The following is a 16810-nucleotide window of genomic DNA, read 5'->3' as shown; positions in this document are numbered from 1 at the left end:
GCCCTTGCCGCGGAGAGAGAATGGACCGGCTGAAGCGTTTCCTGCCCCTGATCGTGCTGGCGGGCGTCATCGCCCTGATCTTCGGCATGGGCTGGAACCGCTACCTGACGCTCGACACCCTGCGCGATCACGGCCAGGCCCTGCGTCAATTCACGGCGGACAACTATCTGCTCAGCCTGCTGATCCTGATGGCGGTGTTCGCCGCCCTCACGGCCAGCGTCGTGCCCGGGGTCTTCTTCGTCACCATCACCGCGGGCTATCTGTTCGGTCCCTGGGTCGGGGGCGTGGCGACCTCCCTCGCCGCCACCGCCGGGGCCCTGGTCATCTACGGCGTGGCCCGCACGGCGCTCGGGCAGAGCCTGCGCGAGCGGGCGGAACGCGATGCGGGCCTGATGCAGGCGGTGTGCAACGCCATCGACCGCGACACCTTCTGGTACGTGCTCGGCTCGCGGCTGGCGGTGGTGGTGCCCTTCCACATGATCAATGTGGCGGCGGGCCTGATGGCGGTGAAGCTGCGCCCCTACACCCTCGCCACGGTGGTGGGCCTGCTGCCGGCCCACACCATCTACTGCTGGATCGGCGCCCGGCTGAACGCCCTGCTGGTCGAGAACCCCAACCCCGACTTCCAGGCGCTGTTCGCCCGCTTCTGGGCGCCGATGACGGGAGTCTTCGTCCTCGCGGTGGTGCTGCCCTTCGCGCTCAAGGCCCTGCAGAAGGGGCTGTCCGGCAGGCGCACGGCATGATCGTCGCAGCTTCCGGCCCGAGCTTTGCGTTGGCGTGGGCATGACCGCCGCTCCCGCCCCCCTCGACGCCCTGCGGCGACGGTTCGCCGCGCCGGGCGGCTGGCGCGAGCGGCTCGGCTTCCACGCGCCCGACGCCCTGGCGTGGCGGCTGCTGCTGCTGACCTTCGCTTTCACGGCGGTGGTCGAGGTGCTGATCGTCGCTCCCAGCGCCGCCAGCTTCCACGAGCGCTGGCTGCTCGACCGGCTGCAGTCGGCCGAACTGGCCTCGGTCGGGGTGGAGGCCCTGCCCTATTCGGCGGTCGAGGACGACACCGCCAACCAGCTGCTGGCCATCGGCGGGGTGCAGGCGGTGGTGGTCGGCGACCAGGGCGTGCGCCGCCTGCTGCTGCAGGCCCCCAACCTGCCGCGGACGCCCGAGCTGATCGACCTGCGGCGCAACCGGCCGATGGCGCGGCTGCTCGACCCGTGGCGCACCCTGTTCGGACACCCTGAGCGGTCGATCCGCGTGCAGGCGCGGCCGCGCTACCGCTCGGGCGACTTCATCGAGATCCTCGCCCCCGCCGAACCGCTCAAACGCGAACTGCGCGCCTTCCTGCTCAACAGCCTGCTGACCTCCCTGCTCATCTCCCTCGTGGCCGGGGCCCTGCTCTACGCCGGTCTCGCCTATCTGGTGCTGCAGCCGCTGCGGCGGGTGACCCGCTCCATCGAACATTTCGCCGCCGACCCCGAGGCCGAGGGCGATCCCCCCAGCGACCGTCACGACGAGATCGGCCGGGTCGAGCGCGAGCTGGCGCGCATGCAGGAGGAGGTGCGGCAGTCGCTGCGCTCGCGCGCCCGGCTCGTGGCGCTCGGCGAGGCCGTGGCCAAGATCAACCACGACCTGCGCAACATGCTGACCTCGGCCCAGATGGCCTCGGAGCGGCTGGCCGCCTCGCCCGACCCGCAGGTGGCCAAGGCCCTGCCCCGGCTGGAGCGGGCGCTCGGCCGGGCCACGGCCCTGTCGCGCAACGTGCTGGAGTACGGACGCAGCGAGGAGCCCGCCCCGCAGAAGACGCGCATTCCCCTGGCCGCCGCCGTCGCCGCCGCGGGCGAGGACGCGGGCCTGTCCGCGGAGGGCGTGCGTCTGGTCCGCAACCTCCCGGCGCGCTGCGCCGTGCACGCCGATCCGGACCAGTTGCACCGCATTCTCGTCAACCTGATGCGCAACGCCCGCCAGGCGATCGAAAGCGACCCGACGCGCGAGGGCCGCGGCGTGGTGCGTGTCGGCGCAAGCACCGAAGACGCCGCCTGCGTCGTCCGGATCGCCGATGACGGTCCCGGCATCCCGTCCCGCCTGTCAGACCGGCTCTTCGAGGCCTTCGTCAGCGGTCGCGCCTCCGGCGGGGTCGGCCTCGGCCTGACCATTTCGCGGGAGCTGGCCGAGCTGAACGGCGGCTCGCTCAGCCTGGTCGACACCGGCCCCGCCGGCACCGTCTTCGAACTCCGCCTGCCGACCTGAACTCCGGGGGCCGGCTTCTTGACAGCGCCGCCTCGGGGCGCCCCCCTGCGGCCCCGAGACGGAAGGAGAAGCCGATGCGTTCCCTCACCCTGGCCCTGCTGGCCGCGAGCCTCGCCGTTCCGGCCTTCGCCCAGACGCCTCCGGCCGCCCCCGGCTCGGCGGAATGGCTGCGCCAGCGGGGCGAGACGTACCAGCGCGCGCCGGACGCCGAGCAGGACCCGGCCGAGGTGGAGGCGACCACGCGGCTGAACGCGCAGATCGCCGCCCGCAACGAAGCGGCGGCCCAGGCCGAGGCGGAGGCCCAGGCCGGCTATGAATCCGCCAACGCCAAGTGGCGCGCCGGGGCGGCGGCGGCCGAGACCGCGCGCGCCCAGTGGGAGGCCGACGCCCGCGCGGCCGAGGCCGCCCGCGCCCGCTGGGAGCGCGACCGGGCGGCCTGGGAGGCGGAGGTCGCCGCCTGCCGGGCCAGCGGCCGCACCTGCATCACGCCGCAGTAGGATTCCCGGTCGGCGCCAAGGTGGCGGCGCGCGGCGAGCTGGGTCATAGTCGGCGCATGACGTCCCCCGCCGACCGCACGCTCGGAGCCGGAAGGACGGCGGTCTACCGCCATCCGTGGGTGGTCCGCGTCACCCACTGGGTCAACCTCGTCTGCCTCGTCGTGCTGCTGATGAGCGGGCTGCAGATCCTGCGCGCCCACCCACACCTCTACTGGGGTCTGGCCTCCACCTTCGACGATCCGTGGCTCAGCTTCCCCGACATCCCCGGCTGGGCCACTCTGCCGAGCTGGCGGGACCTCGCGCTCGGCCGCCGCTGGCACTTCTTCTTCGCCTGGCTGTTCGTGCTGAACGGGCTGATCTACCTCGTCTGGATCGTGGTCGGCGGCCGGCTTCGGCGAATGCTGGAGCCGTCGCGCGAGGAGCTGGCCAGCTTCGGCCGCAGCGTCGTCGAACACGCCCGCCTGCGCTTCCCCGAAGGCGAGGCGGCGCGCCATTACAACGTCATCCAGAAGCTGGCCTATCTGGCGGTGCTGTTCGGTCTGCTTCCGCTGATGCTCATCACCGGACTGGCCATGTCGCCTGCCATGAACGCCGCTCTGCCGGGCCTGCTGGAACTGCTGGGCGGCCGCCAGTCGGCGCGGACCCTGCACTTCCTGGCCGCGTCCGGCCTGGTGCTGTTCACCCTCGTCCACGTGGCGCTGGTCATCCTGTCCGGGCCGGTCAACAACCTGCGGGCCATGATCACCGGCTGGTACGTGATCCATGATCGGGAGACGCGACCATGAGGACTCCGGACCGCCGTCGCCTGCTCGCGGGCGGCCTGCTCGCGGGCCTTCCCCTGCTCGGCGGCTGCGACAGCCTGTCCCGCTCCAGCCAGGTCCAGTGCACCCTGCGCAAGGCCGAGCAGGTCACCCGCCGCGCCCAGCGGGCGCTGGCCCGCGACGCCCTCGCCCCGGAGTACGGCGAGAAGGACATCTCCGCCGACTTCCGCGCCAACGGCTCGGTCGACCCCGCCGACGCCGAGTACCGGCGCCTGAAGGCGGACGGCTTCCGCGACTACCGCCTGCAGGTGGGAGGCCTGGTGGAGCGGCCGCTGCAGCTGTCCCTGGCCGAGCTGCGGCGCATGCCGTCGCGCACCCAGATCACCAAGCACGACTGCGTCGAGGGCTGGACCTCGATCGGCAAGTGGAAGGGCACGCGCCTGTCCGCGGTCCTGCGGCGCGCCGGCCTGCGCCGCGAGGCGCGCTTCATCGTCTTCCACTGCTTCGACGCCCTCGACCAGCAGCCGGACGGCGAGCGCTACTATGAGAGCATCGGCCTCGACGACGCCTTCCACGAGCAGACCATCCTGGCGTGGGAGATGAACGACCGCCCGCTGCCGATCCGCCACGGGGCGCCCGTCCGCCTGCGGGTGGAGCGCCAGCTCGGCTACAAGCACGCCAAGTACATCCGCCGCATCGAGGCGGTGGAGAGCTTCGCCCACATCGGCCGCGGCAAGGGCGGCTACTGGGAGGACCGGGGCTACGACTGGTACGCGGGCATCTGAGGCCCGCAGGCCTCAGGCGTCCGCCGCTTCTTCCTTGCGCCGCTTCATCATCGCGTCGAAGCTGCCCCAGACGCCCTCGGGGCCGTGCCACGAGCCCTTGGTGGCCGCCTTCGAGTACTCGGTGGCCCGCGCCTCGAAGAAGTTGGCGTGCTCGACCCCCGACAGCAGGGCCTGCAGCCACGGCAGCGGGTTCTCCTTGACGTGGTACAGCTCCGGCAGGTGGAGCTGGCGGAGGCGCCAGTCGGCGATGAAGCGGATGTAGGCCTTGATGTCGTCGGCGGTCATGCCCTGCACCGGCCCCATCTCGAAGGCCAGGTCGATGAAGCGGTCCTCCATGTCGACCACGGTCCGGCAGCACTCGACGATGTCGTCGGCCACCGTCTTGGTCACAGCCCCCGTCTCCTTGTTGAAGGCGTGGTAAAGCTTGATGATTCCCTCGCAGTGCAGGCTCTCGTCCCGCACCGACCAGCTGACGATCTGGCCCATGCCCTTCATTTTGTTGAAGCGCGGAAAGTTCATCAGCATGGCGAATGAGGCGAACAGCTGCAGCCCCTCGGCGAAGCCGCCGAACATGGCCAGGGTGCGGCAGATGTCGGCGTCCGTATCCACGCCGAAAGTGCCCATGTAGTCGTGCTTCGCCCGCAGCGCGTCGTATTCCATGAAGGCCCCGAACTCGGCCTCGGGCATGCCGATGGTCTCGAGCAGCAGGGCGTAGGCGGCGATGTGGATGGTCTCCATGTTGGCGAAGCTCGCCAGCATCATCTTGACCTCGGTCGGTTTGAAGACCCGGCCGTACCGCTCCATGTAGTTGTCCTGCACCTCGATGTCCGCCTGGGTGAAGAAGCGGAAGATCTGGGTGAGCAGGTTGCGCTCGCCGTCGTTCAGGTTGGCCGCCCAGTCCTTGCAGTCCTCGCCGAGCGGCACCTCCTCGGGCATCCAGTGGACCTGCTGCTGCTTCTTCCACATGTCGAAGGCCCAGGGGTACCGGAACGGCTTGTAGGCGGCCGACGGGGTCAGCAGGCCGGGGGTCGAGGGCGTGATCGGGGCGTGCGCGTTCATGACGAACCCTGTCGGCGAATCCGGAAGGAAGAGGCCTTCACCATGCGGGTCGGCGCGCCCGGCGCCAAGCCGGAATACGGCTATCTTGCGATCACATTTTCTCAGACCGCTATATCTGGTAGCTGAGCCATAGGTCGTTGGGGACGAAGCGGGGGACAATCCCCGGGCCCCTCCTCCCTCCGGAGCAGCCACAAGCGCGCCTTGTGGAGCGGCGAGCGATTCGGGGGAGCCGCCGCCGCGCATCCGTCGCAGACTGCGCGGAGGGCCACGGAGAACGGACATGACCTACACCGTCTACGGCGCGGCCGGCTCCGGCTCGGTTCCCGTGGAGGCGGCGCTGACCCTGATCGGCGCGCCCTTCGAGGTGATCGAGACCGTCACCTGGGAAGGCGACCACGAGCGCGACAAGGTCGCGGCGGTCAATCCGATGCGGCAGGTGCCCGCCCTCGTCACCCCGGAGGGGGAGACGATCACCGAGAGCGCCGCCATTCTGATCTGGCTCGCGGAACAGCATCCGGAGGCCGCCCTCGGCCCCGGGCCCGGCGATCCGGGACGGGCGCAGTTCCTGCGCTGGATGACCTTCATCCCGGCCTCGATCTATTCGATGTTCTGGGTCCGGGACGAACCGTCGCGCCTGGCCGGCGACGACCCGGCCGCCCAGGCCTTCATCCGCGCGCGGACGGCGGAACGCATCGCGCACTGCTGGGGCGTGATGGAGAGCCAGCTTGCGCCCGGGCGCTTCCTCCTCGGCGACGAGTTGACCGTGCTGGACCTCTACGTCGCCGTCGCCAGCCGGTGGACCCCGCGGCGCCGGCGCTTCGCCGAGGTCGCGCCGCGCATGCACGCCGTGATGGAGCGGGTCGACGCCCTGCCTGAGCTCCACGAATTCTGGCTCCGCCGCTTCCCGTCCGGGCCGGCCTAGGCTCAGGCGGCGAGGGCCGCCCGCGCCGGCGGCAGGTCGTCGGCGAGCGCCCGCGTCACCACGGCGAACAGGGCCGCCTGGCTGACCGGCTTGGCGAGGTGGGCGTTCATGCCCGCGGCGAGGCAGCGCTCGACGTCCTCGGGCATGGCGTCGGCGGTCATGGCGACGATCGCCAGGGCCGCGCCGGCCGTCCCCGAGGCGCGGATGCGGCGCGTCGCCTCAAGGCCGTCCATGCGCGGCATGCGCACGTCCATCAGCACCAGATCGAACGCCGCGGCGGCGGCCGTCTCCACGGCCTCCACCCCGTCGCAGGCCTCGATCACCTCGCAGCCCAGCGCCTCCAGCATGATCCGCGCCACCTCCCGGTTCACCGGGTGGTCGTCGACGACGAGGACGCAGGGCGCGCGGGCGGGCGCCTCGACCTCCCGCCGGGCGGACGGGGCGGCGGGCGGCGGCTCCGTCGCGACAGCCGCCGGCGCCGGGCTGTCGGTCGCGCGCGGCAGGGGCAGGTCCAGGGTGAAGACGGAGCCCTCGCCCGGCCGGCTGTCCACCGAAATCCGCCCGCCCAGCCGGCGCACGTTGCGCGCCGCCAGCGCCAGGCCGAGGCCGACGCCGGCGTGGCTCCGGCTGATCGAGGCGTCCCCCTGGGCGAAGGCCTCGAACAACTCCGGCAGCACCTCCGCGCAAATGCCGCAACCGGTGTCGGACACGCGGATCGTAACCCCGTCCGCGGCCCGGTCGAGACGCACCCGCACCTCGCCCTGCTCGGTGAACTTGACCGCGTTCAACAGCAGCGGGTGCAGGGCCTGCCGCAGGGCGCGGGGATCGGCCACATAGCGGGCGCGGGGCGGCAGCCGGTCCTCGACCACCAGCGACAGGCCGCGCGCATCGGCGGCGGACCGGGCCGGCGCCGACGCCTCGCGCACGGTGGCGGCGAGATCCAGCGGCTCGGGCGAGACGTCGCTCTCGCCCCGGGCGAAGTCGAGGATGTCCTCGACCAGCATCAGCAGGCCGTCGCTCGACTCGCGGATCTGGCGCGCGTGCCGGACCGCCTCCGGGTCGAGCCCCGGGCGGGCCGCCAGCAGGTCAGCGAAACCGGCCACCCCGTTCAGCGGCGTCCGCATCTCGTGGCTCATCATGGCGAGAAAGCGCGAGCGGGCGGCGGCGGCGTCCTCGGCCCGCCGCCTCGCCTCCAGCGCCGTCTCCGTGCGCGCCCGCAGCCGCGCCTCGAGCCGGCGGCGCTCGGCCATCACCGTGCTCAGCGGCAGCACCGAGGCCACCACCGTCAGGATGTAGAGGTGATAGACCCCCAGCTGGCGGAACAGGGGCGGGACGCCGACGAGTCCGGGATCGGAGTCGAGGCGGACCAGGTGGATCGGTCCGTGCCCGGTCAGGGTCGCCGCCCCGCTGATCGTGGCGAGGAGGATCAGGGCCGTGGCCGCCATGGTCGGCGACAGACGCAGGCCGATGAGCAGCATCGGCATGACCGTCAGGAACAACAGGGGCGAGGTCGTCTGCCAGAACACCCCGGCGGTCACCGCCGCCATCAGGCCCATGATCACGACGGTCTCGCGCCGCCCGGCCGCCGCCGGGGCGGTGAACCGGTGGCGCCGCGCCAGCAGCAGCAGGACCGGCGTCACCAGCAGCAGGCCGGCCACCTCCATCAGGAAGAAGTTGCGGAGCTGGAACAGCCACACCTCAAGCGGCGGCTCACGCACCGCCCACAGCAGGGCGAAGCCCGCGACGCTGGCCGCCGCCGCCGCCGCCGCCGCGGCGCCGGCGAACCGCAGCAGGCGTTGCGGCCGGCGCATGTCGAGGGCGGCGCCGCACCACCGACGGGCCAGAAAGGCCGCCAGCGCGGCCTCCCCGAGATTGAGCAGCGGGTTCACCCAGAGGAAGACGCCCGGATCGCCGCGGAACAGGTTGCTGAACAGGTTGATCGCGAAGCAGGCGGCGACGACCGCGACGGCCGGACGCCGGTGCAGCTGGAGCAGGGCGGCGGCCATGACGCCGTTCGACAGCCAGATGGCGACCGCGCCGTAGGTTGCGACGCTCCAGTGGCCGAGCAGCTGGGACGCGGCGAACAGCGCCACATAGACCCAGGGCGGCGGGCCGGCCGCGCGCCCCGCCTCGTGCCTGAACAATCGCCAACGCCCCTTCACGCGGCGCGCCTCCCGGTCCTGCCGACCGTTCAGGCCTATCGCGGAAGGCGTAAACAAAATGGAGACTGGCGCGGCGCGGGGATCGAGGAACCGGCTCCGCACCGGAGCCGTTTCCCCGCCCGCGCCGCCTTCCGCGTCGCGGAGACAGCGGACCCCATGTCAGACACCGTGCCCGATCCCGGCTACAGCCCGCCCGCCGAGGCGGTCGCCTTCTACGCGGAATCCCTGGGGCTGCTGAAGGAGAGCGGCATCCCGTTCCTGCTTTCGGGCACCTACGCCGTCACCGCCTACACCGGCATCCGGCGGCCCACCAAGGACCTCGACGTCTTCTGCAAGCCCGGCGACTATCCCCGCATCCTCGCCTTCTTCCAGGCCCGCGGCTTCCGCACGGACGTCGAGGACGAGCGCTGGATCGCCAAGGTGTGGAAGGACGACCGCTACTTCTTCGACGTGATCTTCGCCATGTCCAACGGCACCATCGCCGTCAACGACAGCTGGTTTGGCGACGACACCATCGAAGTGTACGGGCACAAGGTCGGCATCACACCGCCGACGGCCCTGATCCTGTCGAAGGTCTTCATCCAGGACCGCTACCGCTACGACGGCGCCGACGTGAACCACGTCATCCTCAAGCAGGCCGACGCGATCGACTGGAAGGGCCTGCTGGACCAGATGGACCTCTACTGGGAGGTGCTGCTGGCCCACCTGCTGAATTTCCGCTTCGCCTACCCCACCGAGCGGGACAAGCCGCCGCGCTGGCTGATGGCGGAACTGACCGAACGGCTGCAGGCGCAGGTGAACCTGCCCGCCCCGCGGATCCGCGTCTGCCGCGGCCGCCTGTTCAGCCCCCGCGACTACATCGCCGACATCACCGAGTGGGGCTTCAGCGACGTCGTCGGCAAGGGACTTGAGGAACGACATGAACCCGTCGACTGACACGCCGGGCGGCGGCCACCCCGATCCCCAGACGCGTCAACCGGGGCTCGAGCCGGGCCCGGCGAAGCGCCTGCGCGTCGCCGCCGTGGGCGACCTGCACGTCGGCGAAGGGCAGGAGCGCCCGCACCGCGACCTGTTCGACCGGGTGCACGAGGAGGCGGACGTCCTGTGCCTGTGCGGCGATCTGACCAACTTCGGCAAGACGCGCGAGGTCGAGATCCTGCTCGAGGACCTGCGCCACTGCCGGATTCCCATGGTCGGGGTCCTGGGCAACCACGAGCATGAGTGCGGCCAGCCGGAGCGGGTCAAGGATCTGCTCTGCGACGCGGGCGTGAAAATTCTCGACGGCCAGGCCTATGAGATCGAGGGTGTCGGTTTCGCCGGGGGAAAGGGCTTCGTCGGCGGCTTCGGCCGCTACATGCTCAGCTCGTTCGGCGAGGACTCGATCAAGCGCTTCGTGCAGGAGGCGGTGGAGGACGCCAACGTCATCGAGAACTCGATCCGCATGCTGCGCACCGAGCGCTCGGTCGTCCTGCTCCACTACTCGCCGGTGGTCGACACGGTGATGGGCGAGCCGCCCGAGATCCACGCCTTCCTCGGATCGTCGCGCCTGGGCGAGACGGTGGACCGCTACGACAACATCAGCCTGGTGGTGCACGGCCACGCCCACCGCGGCCAGCCCGAAGGCCGGACCAACAAGGGCACGCCGGTCTACAATGTCGCCCTGCCCGTGCTCAGGACGCTCGGCGACAGACCCTACCGGGTGTTCGAGGTCTGAAGCGCCCGCCGCGGGCGGAAGCCGCGCCAGGCCGCCCACACCAGCAGGGCGACGCCGATCCCCGCAGCATCGGCGGCCAGGTCGAGCAGGTCAGCGTCGCGCCCGACCAGTCCCTGCACCACTTCCACGGCGCCGCCGAGGGCCACCGCCAGAACCGCCGCCCACAGCCGCGGCATGGACGGGAACAGCACCCCGAAGCTCCACAGGATCAGGCCGAAGACCAGGAAGTGCGCCAGCTTGTCCGACACTCCGCTCCCCGCCTCGACGTTGCCGAACGGGCCGATCATCAGCGTGAGGGAGACGAGGAGGACGGCGACCGCGAGGAGGCGGATCAATCGGGACATACGGTGCTCGGGCGCGGGGGAGGCCCCTGCTCTACATCAGCCCGCCAGCAGAACCCAGAGCCCCGTGCCGGCGAATCCCAGGGCGGCGGCGATCCGGATCCAGCGCAGCGGCAGCCGCCGCGCCGCCGCCTCGCCGATCAGCACCGCCGGCCCGTTGACCAGCATCATGCCCAGGGTGGAGCCGGCGACGACCACCGCCACAGACTGGAACTGGGCGGCCAGCATGGCCGTGGCCACCTGGGTCTTGTCGCCGATCTCGATCACGAAGAAGGCGGCGGCGGTGGTCCAGAACACGCCGGAAAAGGTCCTTTCGGTCGTGTCCGGCCGCTCGTCGAAACGATCCGGGACCAGGGCCCAGACCGCGAACCCGAGGAAGGCGATCCCCACCACCCATCGCACCCAGGGGCCATGCATGAACTGGGCGAGAACCGCCCCGGCGACCGCGGCGAACAGGTGATTGGCCAGGGTCGCCGCGAGGATGCCCAGCAGGATCGGCAGCGGCCTGCGCCAGGCCGCGGCCAGAACGATCGCCAGCAGCATGGTCTTGTCGCCGATCTCCGCCACGGAGACCAGGCCGGTCGAAATCAGGAAGGCGTCCAAAACGTCATCGTGCGCGGGGGCCTCGGCGGACGGACCAGTGGCGTTCGCAGCCGGACCCCCGCGTGGAAGCGCCCTGCGAAGCCAGCGGTCTTGCCAGGACCCGAAGGTCTGATCGCGCCATTCCCTCCGGGCGAGGGAAAGTGTGTTGACGCGAGCCCCGCTGACGGCGCGGGCGGCTACTCCCCGATGACGGCGGGCTCTGTATCGGGGGCGGGGGCGTCATGCAACCCGCCCGACCGGCGCGACTGACGGCGCTGGACCGCCCAGGCCATCAGCCAGAGGCTCATCGCCCAGGCCGCTCCGGCGCACCATCCCGCGATCACGTCGGTCGCCCAGTGGGCGCCCAGGTAGACCCGCGTCGCCCCGACCAGGCCGGCCACAGTCATGGCGGCGCCGAGCACGAAGGCCTTCAGGCGCCGGCGGGGCATGGCGCGGGTCAGCATGACGCCCAGCGTCAGATAGAAGACCGTCGAGAGCAGGGCGTGGCCGGACGGGAAGCTGGCGTTCAGGGTCTCGACCGCCTGGAAGGCCGCAGGCGGGCGCTGGCGTTCGAACAGGGCCTTCAGGCCTTCGCTCAGGGCCACGCCGCCGACGAGGCCGACGACGAGGAGCGCGGCGGACAGCCGCTTGCGCTGGATGAGCAGGAATCCGAGGGCGATCGCCGCGAACAGGGTGAGGACGGAGATGCCGCCGAGGGAGGTCAGGTCGGCCGCGGCCTCCTGCAGCCACCACGGTCCGCGGGGCTGGCCCGGGACCGGCTGCAGCCAGTGCAGGATCGCCTGGTCGACGGCGCGACCGTCGGCCTCGGTCATGTCGTCGGCGACCTCGATGAAGGCCAGGACGCCCAGCGCGGCCACCAGCAGGGCGGCCAGCGCCGCGATTTCGGCGCGGGCCAGCCGGACGGCCCGACGGGCCAGATCGAGCATCGCCGATGTCTCCATGGCGAGCCAAACGGTCCCGCTTGTGTGACGTTCCCCCTCACGCGTTCGTGAAGCGGCGGGGGCGTCCGGCGTCATGCCCTCGTCGCGGGCCGTCCACAGGCTCATCCCCCGCCTTGGCGACGATTCGCCCAGAAAGTGATCGTCAACCCCGTTGACGGTTGGTTAGCCATCTGCGCCCCATATGTGGGCTTGGGGAGCGCTACGGCCACTAGATGCTGTGGTCGGCGGCGCAGGCATCACCTAATCGATCTAGTTCAGGGCGAATGATCCGATGGCCGGCGGCGAAGCGTTGAAGACGGTAGAATTCGAAGGTGCTGCGGGGGCTGACGCCACGCTGCGTCCCCACCTGTCGGTGGTGCCTTCGCTGAAGCTCGACCGCACCCGGGACGCGCTCCTGACGGACTTCGGCAAGAAGACGCTGGAGGACCGCTACCTGCTGAAGGGCGAGTCCTACCAGGACATGTTCGCCCGCGTGGCGACCGCCTTCTCGGACGACGCCGAGCACGCCCAGCGCGTCTACGACTACATGTCGAAGCTCTGGTTCATGCCGGCGACCCCGGTGCTGTCGAACGGCGGGGCCGACCGCGGCCTGCCGATCAGCTGCTTCCTCAACGCCGTCGGCGACAGCCTCGACGGCATCCAGAACGTCTGGAACGAGAACGTCGCCCTGGCCTCCAACGGCGGCGGCATCGGCACCTACTGGGGCGGGGTCCGCTCGATTGGCGAGAAGGTCAAGGGCGCGGGCCAGACCTCGGGCATCATCCCCTTCATCCGGGTGATGGACTCCCTGACCCTGGCCATTTCGCAGGGCTCGCTGCGGCGCGGCTCGGCGGCGGTCTACCTCGACGTCCACCATCCGGAGATCGAGGAGTTCCTCGAAATCCGCAAACCGTCGGGCGACTTCAACCGCAAGTCCCTGAACCTGCACCACGGCATCAACATCACCGACGCCTTCATGGAGGCGGTGCGCGACGGCCGGTCGTTCGAGCTGAAGTCGCCGAAGACCGGCGAGGTGATGAAGACGGTCGACGCCCGCACCCTGTGGCAGAAGATCCTCGAGATCCGCCTGCAGACCGGCGAGCCCTACCTGATTTTCTCGGACACGGTGAACCGCCAGATGGCGCCGCACCAGCGCGAGCTGGGCCTGTCGGTCAAGCAGTCGAACCTGTGCGCCGAGATCATGCTGCACACGGGCCGCGACCACCTCGGCGTCGACCGCACCGCGGTCTGCTGCCTGTCCTCGGTCAACGCCGAGAAATTCCTCGAGTGGCGCGAGGAGCCGCGCTTCGTCGAGGACCTGATGCGCTTCCTCGACAACGTGCTGGAGGACTTCATCCGCCGGGCCCCGCCGGCGATGGCCGCGGCCGTCTATTCCGCCAAGCGCGAGCGTTCGGTGGGTCTGGGCCTGATGGGCTTCCACTCCTTCCTGCAGCAGCAGGGCGTGGCCTTCGAAAGCGCCATGGCCAAGTCGTGGAACATGCGGCTGTTCAAGCATCTGCGTCGCGAGGCCGACAAGGCCAGCCGCCTGCTGGCCGAGGAGAAGGGCCCCTGCCCCGACGCCGCCGAGCGCGGCGTCATGGAGCGCTTCTCGCACAAGCTGGCCATCGCCCCGACCGCCTCGATCTCGATCATCTGCGGCGGCACCTCGGCCGGCATCGAGCCGATCCCGGCCAACATCTACACCCACAAGACCCTGTCCGGCTCCTTCGCGGTGAAGAACCCGTACCTGGAGGAGGTGCTCGAGACGAAGGGCCTCAACACCGACGCGGTCTGGGCCTCGATCCTCGAGCACGAGGGTTCGATCCAGCACCTCGCGGAGCTGTCGGACGACGAGAAGGCGGTGTTCAAGACCGCGTTCGAGCTCGACCAGCGCTGGCTCGTCGAGCTCGCCTCGGACCGCGCCGCCGACATCTGCCAGGCCCAGTCGCTGAACCTCTTCATCCCGGGCGACGTCGACAAGTGGGACCTGCACATGCTGCACTGGATGGCGTGGGAGCGGGGCGTGAAGTCGCTCTACTACCTGCGCTCCAAGTCGGTGCAGCGCGCGGCCTTCGCCGGCGCCGAGGCCAAGGGCGAGCCGGAGGCGGATCCCAACCAGCCGGACCTGTTCGCCGTCGCGCGCACCGACTACGACGAGTGCCTCGCCTGCCAGTGACGGCCGGCTGAGCGCGGCCATATGGAACCCCGCCGCGGGGCCGCCGTTCGTCGGGGGCAGACTGTGGCGTGAAAACGTCAGTTGGCGGGGCCGCCGTGATGGTGCAGGGTTGGACCCGTTAACGGACTGAGGGGACCGTTGATGCGTTCATTGGCGATCATCGCAGGAGCCCTGGGCGCCGCCGCGGCCGCCTCCGGCGCCGATGCGGGCGAATCCGCCCTCCCGCAGGTCGCCATGCCGGACCCCTGGGCCACGGCCGATGACCGCCCCGTCACGGTTTCCGACCTGCTCTTCCGGCTGAGCCGCGACGACGCCTTCGCTGACATCGACGGACGGCCGGCGGCTCCCGCCTACCGGGACGAGCTGCAGCCGATCCGCGAGGACGGCGCCGCGTGGGCGGTGTCGCGACAGGCGGTGCGGTTCGATGACGGCCGCTTCAGCGACCGGCTGAGCCTGCGGACGGAAGGCCGCCTGCGGCGCGCCGACGGATCGCCGCTGCCGCCGGGACCGCTCGATCCCGCCGCGATCGAGACCGAGCACTACGATCTGACCTACACCCGCGGCTGGACCGAAACCCTGGGGCGCACCAGGTCGGGTCTCGACGTCACCCTGACGCCGCATGTCGGCGTGGGCGTCGGCAGCCGCGGCGGCACGACCGAAGCCGGCGCCACCCTGCGCATTGGCCCCGATCTCGACGACCTGGTGCCCGACGGCGCCGACGCCTTCGGCGACCGCCCGCGCTGGTACCTGTACGCCGCCGGCTCGGGCCGGGCCGTGGGCTACAACTTCGCCCGTACCCGCGACGGCGACTTCGCCCGTTCCGGCGTCAGCCACGACTCCGGCGCCTTCATGGGCGACGCCTCCCTCGGCGTGGCCATGCGCCGCGGAGCGGTCCAGAGCTCCTTCGGCCTCGTCTATCGCGAGATCGAGACCGAGGGCCTGCGCGCGGGACACGGGGTGGACACGGACGTGTCCGAGGGGCTGGTGGCCTTCCAGCTCTCGATCAAGCCCCAGTAGCTTGGCAGGCGCAGGTCAGGGCCGCGCCACCCCTTCCCGCCGGTCGTCGGCTCCGCCGTCCCAGCCCCAGCCGCCGTCGGCGCGCCGCCGCCAGACGCCCCCGTGCAGACCCGAGGTCTCGCTGTCGTTCGGCTCGAGCTCGACCCCGCGGGCGGCGAGCGCGGCGCGAAGCTCCGCCGAAAACCGCCCGGTATCAGCCCCGAACCCGTCCCCTCGCGCCACCAGGTTGGGCAGGTCGAAGGCCTCCTGCACCGGCAGCCCCCAGTCCAGCACGGCGATCAGCGCGCGGGCGTTGTAGGCGAGAATGGAAGGCCCGCCCGGCGAGCCGAGCGCCCCGACCAGCCGGCCCTGCCGGTCGAGGATCAGCACAGGCGCCATCGACGAGCGCGGCCGCTTGCCGGGGGCCACGGCGTTGGCCGCGGGACCGCCGTCCGGCCGCTGCGGGTCGAAGGAGAAGTCGGTCAGCTGATTGTTGAGGAAGAAGCCGGCCGCCATGCGACCCGAGCCGAACACGCTCTCCACCGTCGTGGTCATGCTGACCGCATCGCCCTCGCCGTCCACGATGACGAAGTGGGACGTGCCGGTGGGCTCCAGGGTGGCGTCCGGACCGGCGAACACCCCGCCCGGCGGCGTCCCGGGTTCGGCGGCGCCGGTCAGGCCGGCGGCAAGGCCCGCGCGGCCGGCGACATAGTCGGGGTCGAGCAGCCCCTGCACCGGCACGCGCACGAAGGCGGGGTCGCCCACGTACCGGTCCCGGTCGGCGTACATCAGTCGCTGCAGCTGGGCGAAAGCCGTCCAGGCGGCGGCGCTGTCCGGGCCTTCCGCGACGGCGGGCGTGTGTTCCGCCATCGCCAGCAACTGCAGGAGCGCGACTCCGCTGGACGGCGGCGGCGGCACGCAGATCACCCAGATCCGGTACGGCCGGCACAGGGCGCCGCGCTCGATCGGCTGATAGGCCGCGAGATCGGCTTCCGTCAGCGCGCCGGGGCGAGGTTCGGCCGAGACGGCGGCCACGATCTCCCGCGCGATGCGGCCGCGGTAGAAGGCGTCCGGTCCGCCCGCCGCGAGCGCGGCCACGGTGTCGGCGTAGGCGGGGTTGCGGAGCACGTCTCCCGCAACGTAGCGGCCGCCGTCTTCCCGGGTGAAATACCGGTCCGCCCAGCGCGTGCGCGCCTGGCCACGACCGGCGGCGATGAAGCCGGCGAGGCGCGGACTCACCACGAAGCCCTCCCGCGCCAGCCGTTCGGCGTCGTCGAACAGCGCACGCCACGGCAGCCGGCCGTGCGCGGCCTGGGCCATGGCCAGCATCGCCACCGCCCCCGGGGCTCCGGTCGAACGGCCGCTGAGCACGGCGTCGGGGAAGGCCAGCGGCCGGCCGTCCTCGCGGAACAGGTCCGGGGTGGCGGCGGCCGGCGCCGTCTCGCGCCCGTCATAGCTGGTCACCTCGCCGGTGGCCGCGTCGTAATGCATCATGAAGGCCCCGCCACCCAGGCCGGAGGACTGCGGCTCCACGAGGCCGAGCACCGCCTGCACCGCCACCGCCGCATCGACGGCGGAGCCCCCGTCGCGCAGCACCCGCAGCCCCGCCTCCACCGCAAGCGGATTGGCGGCC

At 71.4% G+C, this 16810-nt stretch carries 16 protein-coding genes and 1 riboswitch; of the genes, 10 read left to right on the top strand and 6 right to left on the bottom strand.

The genetic code is table 11. The features are described from left to right. The first annotated feature begins 20 nt into the window (after positions 1 to 20). The 5 genes from H2038_RS11155 to H2038_RS11135 all read left to right on the top strand — a co-directional run bounded on the left by H2038_RS11155 (position 21) and on the right by H2038_RS11135 (position 4284). A complete protein-coding gene (locus H2038_RS11155) occupies positions 21 to 743 on the top strand; it encodes a VTT domain-containing protein (protein ID WP_292113010.1) in 723 nt (240 codons plus the stop codon). A gap of 40 nt (positions 744 to 783) precedes the next feature. Next, positions 784 to 2241 carry a HAMP domain-containing sensor histidine kinase gene (locus H2038_RS11150; protein WP_292113007.1) on the top strand — a complete coding sequence of 486 codons (1458 nt, stop codon included), beginning with the start codon at positions 784 to 786 and terminating at the stop codon, positions 2239 to 2241. A 74-nt stretch (positions 2242 to 2315) separates the two neighbouring features. After that, a complete protein-coding gene (locus H2038_RS11145; protein WP_292113005.1) occupies positions 2316 to 2738 on the top strand; it encodes a cell wall hydrolase in 423 nt (140 codons plus the stop codon). A 56-nt stretch (positions 2739 to 2794) separates the two neighbouring features. Further along, a complete protein-coding gene (locus H2038_RS11140; RefSeq protein WP_292113002.1) occupies positions 2795 to 3523 on the top strand; it encodes a cytochrome b/b6 domain-containing protein in 729 nt (242 codons plus the stop codon). Beyond that, entirely contained in the window at positions 3520 to 4284 is a 765-nt protein-coding gene (locus H2038_RS11135) for a molybdopterin-dependent oxidoreductase (RefSeq protein WP_292112999.1), read from the top strand. The genes H2038_RS11140 and H2038_RS11135 overlap by 4 nt, the downstream gene beginning before the upstream one ends. A 12-nt stretch (positions 4285 to 4296) precedes the next feature. Here the strand turns inward: H2038_RS11135 and H2038_RS11130 are convergent, their stop codons facing one another. Further along, on the bottom strand, positions 4297 to 5343 hold the full coding sequence (locus H2038_RS11130; RefSeq protein WP_292112996.1) for a ribonucleotide-diphosphate reductase subunit beta: 1047 nt from the start codon (positions 5341 to 5343) through the stop codon (positions 4297 to 4299). Between the two features lie 280 nt (positions 5344 to 5623). On the opposite strand from H2038_RS11130, the gene H2038_RS11125 reads away from it, so the two are divergent. Then, entirely contained in the window at positions 5624 to 6265 is a 642-nt protein-coding gene (locus H2038_RS11125) for a glutathione S-transferase family protein (protein WP_292112993.1), read from the top strand. A gap of 2 nt (positions 6266 to 6267) precedes the next feature. Here the strand turns inward: H2038_RS11125 and H2038_RS11120 are convergent, their stop codons facing one another. Further along, complete coding sequence (locus H2038_RS11120; protein WP_292112991.1) at positions 6268 to 8409, bottom strand: response regulator; 2142 nt, start codon at positions 8407 to 8409, stop codon at positions 6268 to 6270. 174 nt (positions 8410 to 8583) lie between these two features. Between H2038_RS11120 and H2038_RS11115 the strand changes: the two genes are divergently transcribed. Both H2038_RS11115 and H2038_RS11110 read left to right on the top strand, forming a co-directional pair. Further along, positions 8584 to 9363, top strand: a complete 780-nt coding sequence (locus H2038_RS11115) for a hypothetical protein (protein ID WP_292112989.1) — start codon at positions 8584 to 8586, stop codon at positions 9361 to 9363. Next, the gene (locus tag H2038_RS11110; RefSeq protein ID WP_292112988.1) at positions 9347 to 10141 is read left to right on the top strand and encodes a metallophosphoesterase; all 795 of its coding nucleotides are present in this window, start codon (positions 9347 to 9349) and stop codon (positions 10139 to 10141) included. The genes H2038_RS11115 and H2038_RS11110 overlap by 17 nt, the downstream gene beginning before the upstream one ends. On the opposite strand, the gene H2038_RS11105 is transcribed toward H2038_RS11110, so the two are convergent. From H2038_RS11105 to H2038_RS11095, 3 genes are all read right to left on the bottom strand, one after another. Then, a complete protein-coding gene (locus H2038_RS11105) occupies positions 10120 to 10485 on the bottom strand; it encodes a hypothetical protein (RefSeq protein WP_292112986.1) in 366 nt (121 codons plus the stop codon). The two genes, H2038_RS11110 and H2038_RS11105, sit on opposite strands and share 22 nt — an antisense overlap. 36 nt (positions 10486 to 10521) lie before the next feature. Then, positions 10522 to 11085: a TMEM165/GDT1 family protein gene (locus H2038_RS11100; RefSeq protein WP_292112984.1), complete on the bottom strand. Its 564-nt coding sequence runs from the start codon at positions 11083 to 11085 to the stop codon at positions 10522 to 10524. A gap of 96 nt (positions 11086 to 11181) precedes the next feature. Then, positions 11182 to 11282, bottom strand: a riboswitch (yybP-ykoY riboswitch). Further along, complete coding sequence (locus H2038_RS11095; protein WP_292112983.1) at positions 11262 to 12011, bottom strand: phosphatase PAP2 family protein; 750 nt, start codon at positions 12009 to 12011, stop codon at positions 11262 to 11264. Its footprint overlaps the riboswitch before it by 21 nt. Positions 12012 to 12297: 286 nt before the next feature. Between H2038_RS11095 and H2038_RS11090 the strand changes: the two genes are divergently transcribed. Both H2038_RS11090 and H2038_RS11085 read left to right on the top strand, forming a co-directional pair. After that, positions 12298 to 14181 (top strand): ribonucleoside-diphosphate reductase subunit alpha, encoded by a 1884-nt coding sequence (locus H2038_RS11090; protein ID WP_292112981.1) that lies wholly within the window; start codon positions 12298 to 12300, stop codon positions 14179 to 14181. Between the two features lie 141 nt (positions 14182 to 14322). Next, positions 14323 to 15198, top strand: a complete 876-nt coding sequence (locus H2038_RS11085; protein WP_292112978.1) for a lipid A-modifier LpxR family protein — start codon at positions 14323 to 14325, stop codon at positions 15196 to 15198. Between the two features lie 15 nt (positions 15199 to 15213). Here the strand turns inward: H2038_RS11085 and H2038_RS11080 are convergent. Then, positions 15214 to 16810, bottom strand: a 1597-nt coding sequence (locus tag H2038_RS11080; RefSeq protein ID WP_292112976.1) for a gamma-glutamyltransferase family protein, incomplete at its 5' end; no start/stop codon positions are given.

Source organism: Brevundimonas sp. (genome assembly GCF_013912005.1).
GTDB lineage: Bacteria > Pseudomonadota > Alphaproteobacteria > Caulobacterales > Caulobacteraceae > Brevundimonas.
Note: the sequence above shows the minus strand (reverse complement) of the source record. Positions and strands in the feature narration are given on the sequence as shown.